This window comes from Streptomyces sp. NPDC054847 (assembly GCF_053610925.1).
The window spans coordinates 1-5,446 of sequence record NZ_JBSGZJ010000478.1; the positions used below are offsets into that span (position 1 = coordinate 1).

Genomic DNA, 5,446 nt, shown 5'->3' on the forward strand with positions numbered 1-5,446 from the left:
GTGGTCCGGGGGCGCTGCGCCCCGGACCCCCGCGCCTCGATCGCCGATACGGGGCTGGTCCTGCCCCGTGCCGGGCCCCCTCCGCGCGGGCAAGGCCGATCGCGCGGAGCGAGACAGGGCCCGCCCGGCACGTGCCACGGCTGCCAGGCCGTGGGGGCAGCTTGAGGACACGACCGAAGGCCTTAACGGATTCGGGCCACGCCCGGCACGCGGCACCCGGCTGCCGGGCCCGGCACAGGCGGGGCCCCGTACGTGGCCGAGCCGCACACCGACAACAGCGGGCCGGGGTGGGCACAACACCCGCCCCACATCGGCACTCGAACGTGCGTACTTTAGTACGCGGTTGTCCTGAATTGTCGACGAGCTTGTAACAGCGGTTAGCCCGGTCCGACGACGCGGGCATCTCATCGGCATGAACCAGTCCAACGCTCCCCTCTCTCCCCTCCCCCTCAGCCGGCCCGACGGCGACGTGCGCCGGCGGGTCGTGTCCGGGGCGCAATTGCGTACGCACGGCTACACGCCCTCGCGGGTCGCCGAGAAGTGCCGGCCCGGCGGGGACTGGCAGTTGCTGCTGCCGGGGGTGTACCTGCTGCATCCGGGACCGGCCACCGGCGAGGAGCGGCTGCACGCCGCGCTGCTCTACGCCGGCCGGCCCGTGCTGCCGGCCCAGCGGCACGACTCGGCGCCGTACGGCGAAGCGATGGCCACCGGGCTCGCCGCGCTCGCGCTGCACGGCTTCACCGCGGCTCCGCCGCTGACCTCGATCGAGCCGATCGACGTGCTCGTGCCGCGGACGCGGCGGCTGCGGTCGACCGGGTTCGCCCGGCTGGTGCGGGGGCATTCGATGCCCCGGGCGGAGGAGGTCGGCGGCGTGCCCGTGGCCCCCGCGTCCCGCGCCCTCGCCGACGCGGTGGCGCAGCTCGACGACGCGGGACTGATCGGCCGGCTGCTGACGGAGGCCGTGCGGGGCGGGCACTGCGAGCCCGCCGCGCTGGTGCGGGAGTTGAACGACGCGCGGCTGCTCGACCGCCCGCACGTCGTGAGCGCCGTGGACGAACTGCTCGCGGAGGGCCGTGCGCTGGCGGAGGGCAGGCTGTACGGGCTCGTCCGCGACGGCGGTCTGCCCGACCCCCTGTGGAACGTGGACCTCCGTCTCCCCGGCGGCCCTCGTCTCGGCCGGGTCGACGCGTACTGGCCGGAGCAGGCCGTGGCCGTGGAGCTGGACACGCGCGCGCCCCGCCAGGACGAGGACGCCCAGTGGTCCCGGTACGCGCGCAAGCGGGAGCATCTGGAGCGGCTCGGCATCACCGTCGTGCACCTGACGCCGCGCAGGCTCCGTGAGTCGCCCGAGCAGCAGGCGACCGTGGTGCGCACCGCGCTGATGGCCGCCGCGGACCGGGAGCCCGCCGCCTATGTGGTGGTGCTGCCCCGCTGAGCGACCCTGCCGAGAACCGGCCTGGAGTGCCACAGCTCCAGGCCCACGTCGACGAGTTCGACGCGGTGGAGCGACGGCACCGCCTTCAGCGGGTGCCAGGCGGCGAGGTCCGTGGATCCGCCGGTCTCGTTGCGCAGCTCGCCGCCGGTGATCCGGCCCTCGTACACGATCCGCAGGCCCTGGAAGTCCGCGAAGGCGCCCAGCTTGCGCGGGTAGCGGCGGCGTACCGAGTCGAGGCCGAGCAGCGCGGTCATCTCGGCGATGTAGCCGGTCTCTTCCTCGACCTCGCGGACGACGGTGTCGAGGGGGTCCTCCCCGTGGTCCATGCCGCCGCCCGGCAGCGTCCACTTCTTCGCGCCGTCGCGCGCGACCCAGCGGGCCAGCAGGATCTGTCCGTCCCATATGCAGACGGCGTACGCCGCGACCCTCAACTCCTTGTTCATTCGGTGAGATTACCGGCGCATCAGCTCATCGAGGTCGATAAGAACCCGTTCGTCCGCGATGGCGCACGATCCGCGGTGGCGGGTTTCCGCCATGCACACATCCCGTCTCGATCAACTCTCCACAAACCCCTGTCATTTACGCAAGGCTGAGCGGTCATCCGGCACCGTATTCCGGACCCTCTCTTTCACAAACAGGGATGCTGATGACCCCCGAACCCGAGAGCTCCACAACGGGACGCTCGACGCCAGGTCACAGACGCGTGGCACGCGTCGCGGCCGCCGCCTCGATGGTGGCCGCGCTCGTCGCTGCCGGCGTCGCTCCGGCCGTCGCCACAGCGCCCGCCGACGACCCGGCCGGCGCCAACGCGGTCAAGGCCGCCAAGTCGTCCTCCGACAAGATCGGCTCGGCCGACGCCGAGCTGCTCGCGGAGGCCGAGGCCAAGGGCGAGAAGACCGTCACCGTCATGGTCGCCACCGCCCCCGGCGCGACCGAGCAGGTCGCCGGCCAGCTGGACGCCGTCAAGGGCGCAACCGTCGGCAGGACCTTCGACGAGCTCGGCTACGTAAGTGCCACGCTGCCCACGGGCAAGGCCGAGGCCGCCCTCAAGTCGGCGGCCAAGCTGTCCAGCGTGCACGGCATCGACCTCAAGCACGAGATCGAGCTGGACGACCCGACCCCGGCGGCGGACACCGTGAAGGCCGCGGGCACCGCCGACGCGCAGGTCCAGCAGTACCCGGCGCCCGACGCGTCGACTCCGGCGAAGAACCCGTACAACCCGTCCTTCGAGACCGGTGCGGTCGACTTCGTCAAGGCGCACCCCAAGGCCGACGGCCGCGGCGTGACCATCGGAATCCTCGACTCCGGCGTCGACCTCGGCCACCCGGCGCTCCAGAAGACCACCACCGGCGAGCGCAAGATCGTCGACTGGGTCACGGCGACGGACCCGGTGGCCGACGGCGACCGCACCTGGCTGCGGATGAACACGTCCGTCAACGGCCCGACCTTCACCGCGGGCGGACGCACCTACTCCGCCCCGGCCGGCGCGTACCGCTTCAACCTCTTCGCGGAGGCCGCCACCAAGGGCGGCGACATGGCCGGCGACCTCAACCGGGACGGCGACACCACCGACGTCTGGGCGGTCCTCTACGACGAGGGCACCCGGACCGCGCGCGTCGACCTGAACAACGACGCCGACTTCACCAACGACACGCTGATGAAGCCGTACAAGAACGGCTTCCAGGTCGGCTACTTCGGCAAGGACGACCCGAAGACCGAGATCGCCGAGCGCATCCCGTTCGTCATCGAGGTCCGCACCGACGTCGTCTACAACGACGCCGGCGCGAAGGCCGACTACGTCAACATCGGTGTCATCGAGGGGTCGCACGGCACGCACGTCGCCGGTATCACCGCCGCCAACAGCCTCTTCGGCGGCAGGATGAACGGCGCCGCGCCCGGCGCGAAGATCGTCTCCTCGCGCGCCTGCACCTGGAGCGGCGGCTGCACCAACATCGCGCTCACCGAGGGCATGGCCGACCTGGTCATCAACCGCGGCGTGGACATCGTCAACATGTCCATCGGCGGTCTGCCCCCGCTGAACGACGGCAACAACGCGCGCGCCGAGCTCTACAACCGGCTCATAGACACCTACGGCGTCCAGCTGGTGATCTCCGCCGGCAACTCGGGCCCGGGCACCAACACGCTCGGCGACCCCGCCGTCGCCGACAAGGTGATCTCCGTCGGCGCGTCCATCTCCAAGGAGACCTGGGCGTCCAACTACGGCTCCGGCGTCGAGAAGAAGTACGCGATGCTGCCCTTCTCCTCGCGCGGTCCGCGCGAGGACGGCGGCTTCACGCCGACGCTGACCGCGCCCGGCGCGGCGGTCAACACCACCCAGACCTGGTCGCCCGGCGGCCCGGTCGCCGAGGCCGGCTACCAGCTGCCGCCCGGCTACTCGATGATGCAGGGCACCTCGATGTCCTCTCCGCAGGCGGCGGGCGCGGCGGCACTGCTGCTCTCCGCGGCCAAGCAGCGCGGCATCGAGCTGACCCCGGCGAAGCTGCGCACCGCCCTCACCAGCACCGCCCACCGCATCAGCGGTGAGCAGGCGCACGAGCAGGGCGCGGGCCTGATCGACGTCGTGGACGCCTGGGAGCAGATCAAGGACGGCGTGGGCGCCCACGAGTACTCGGTCAAGGCCCCGGTCGACACCGCGATCGACTTCGCGCTGAAGACCCCGGGCTTCGGCACCGGTCTCTACGACCGCGAGGGCGGCCTGAAGGCCGGCAAGAGCCGGACCTACGACATCACCGTCACCCGCACGACCGGCCCGAAGAAGGCCGTCGCGCACACCCTGCGCTGGAAGAACAACGACGGCACCTTCCGTCTGCTCAGCGGGTCCGAGGTCAGGCTCCCGCTGAACCAGCCGGTCACCGTCACCGTCCAGGCGCGGCCGAAGACGGCCGGCGTGCACAGCGCCGTCCTCGAAGCCGACGACCGCTCGACCGTGGGCGTGGACAAGCAGATCCTGGCCACCGTGGTCGCCTCCGACGACCTCGCGAAGCCCGGGTACACCGTCTCCAAGGCGGACACGGTGCAGCGCAACAGCCACAAGTCGTACTTCATCACCGTCCCCGAGGGCGCCAAGAACCTCGAGGTCGCCATCGGCGGGCTCGCCGAGGGCAGCCAGACCCGGTTCATCGGCCTCCACCCGTACGGGCTGCCGGTCGACCCGACCTCGACGGTCAACTGCTACCCGAACTACGCGAACCCGGCCAACACCTGCCGTCCCGACGTGCGCTCCTACCCGGAGCCGATGCCGGGCGTCTGGGAGATCGAGGTCGAGTCGCGGCGCACGTCCCCGCTGCTGGACAACCCGTTCGAGCTGGACGTGACGGTGCTCGGCGCCGACTTCGACCCGGCCGTCAAGACGCTCCCCGAGGCGAAGGTCGGCACGCCGGCCCCCGTCGAGTGGAACGTCACCAACCGCTTCGCCTCTCTCGAGGGCAAGCTGGCCGGCGGCTCCCTGGGCTCGGCGAAGGTCGCCCGTCCGTCCATCGCGCACGGAGAGTCCCAGGAGTCCACGGTCACCATCGGCGAGGGCGTGGAGCGCCTCGACGTGGCGATCGGCTCGCCCGCCGACAACGGCGCGGACCTGGACCTGCTGGTCCTCAAGGACGGCGCCGTGGTCGGCCAGGCCGCGGACGGCGACTCCGAGGAGGCGGTGAGCCTGCTGAAGCCGGCCGCCGGTACCTACACGATCGTGGTCGACGGTTACTCGGTCCCCGCCGGGACCACCGAGTACGACTACCGCGATGTGTTCTTCTCCCCGTCGCTCGGCTCCGTGAAGATCGACGCCGGATCCTCGGTCCAGCTCGCCAACGGTGCGTCGGCGCAGGTCAGCGCCGAGGTCGTGGTCGGTGGAGCGGCTCCGGAGGGACGCCAGTTCTTCGGTGAGGTGCAGCTGCTGAACAACCGCGGCACGGTCGCGGGCGCCGGCAGCGTGGTGATCGGCAAGGTCACCGAGTAGTCGCAGAAGACAGTAGGACGGCGGGGCGGGCGCTCTTCGGG

The 5,446-nt window shown here is 71.6% G+C and carries 3 protein-coding genes; 2 read left to right on the forward strand and 1 reads right to left on the reverse strand.

The genetic code is table 11. From position 1 onward, the window contains the following. Positions 1-412 precede the first annotated feature (412 nt). Positions 413-1,435, forward strand: coding sequence for a hypothetical protein (locus ACWGH4_RS30470; protein WP_453466586.1), 1,023 nt, complete (start codon positions 413-415; stop codon positions 1,433-1,435). On the opposite strand, the gene ACWGH4_RS30475 is transcribed toward ACWGH4_RS30470, so the two are convergent. Next, positions 1,411-1,878, reverse strand: coding sequence for an NUDIX hydrolase (locus ACWGH4_RS30475; protein WP_453466588.1), 468 nt, complete (start codon positions 1,876-1,878; stop codon positions 1,411-1,413). The two genes, ACWGH4_RS30470 and ACWGH4_RS30475, sit on opposite strands and share 25 nt — an antisense overlap. Before the next feature lie 197 nt (positions 1,879-2,075). Here ACWGH4_RS30475 and ACWGH4_RS30480 point away from each other — a divergent pair, with 197 nt between their 5' ends. After that, positions 2,076-5,405 carry a S8 family serine peptidase gene (locus ACWGH4_RS30480; RefSeq protein ID WP_453466590.1) on the forward strand — a complete coding sequence of 1,110 codons (3,330 nt, stop codon included), beginning with the start codon at positions 2,076-2,078 and terminating at the stop codon, positions 5,403-5,405. The last annotated feature ends 41 nt before the right edge of the window (positions 5,406-5,446 follow it).

Coding starts and splice junctions, on each gene's coding strand:
- ACWGH4_RS30470 (WP_453466586.1), top strand. CDS start 413: ATGAACCAGTCCAACGCTCCCCTCTCTCCCCTCCCCCTCAGCCGGCCC.
- ACWGH4_RS30475 (WP_453466588.1), bottom strand. CDS start 1,878: ATGAACAAGGAGTTGAGGGTCGCGGCGTACGCCGTCTGCATATGGGAC.
- ACWGH4_RS30480 (WP_453466590.1), top strand. CDS start 2,076: ATGCTGATGACCCCCGAACCCGAGAGCTCCACAACGGGACGCTCGACG.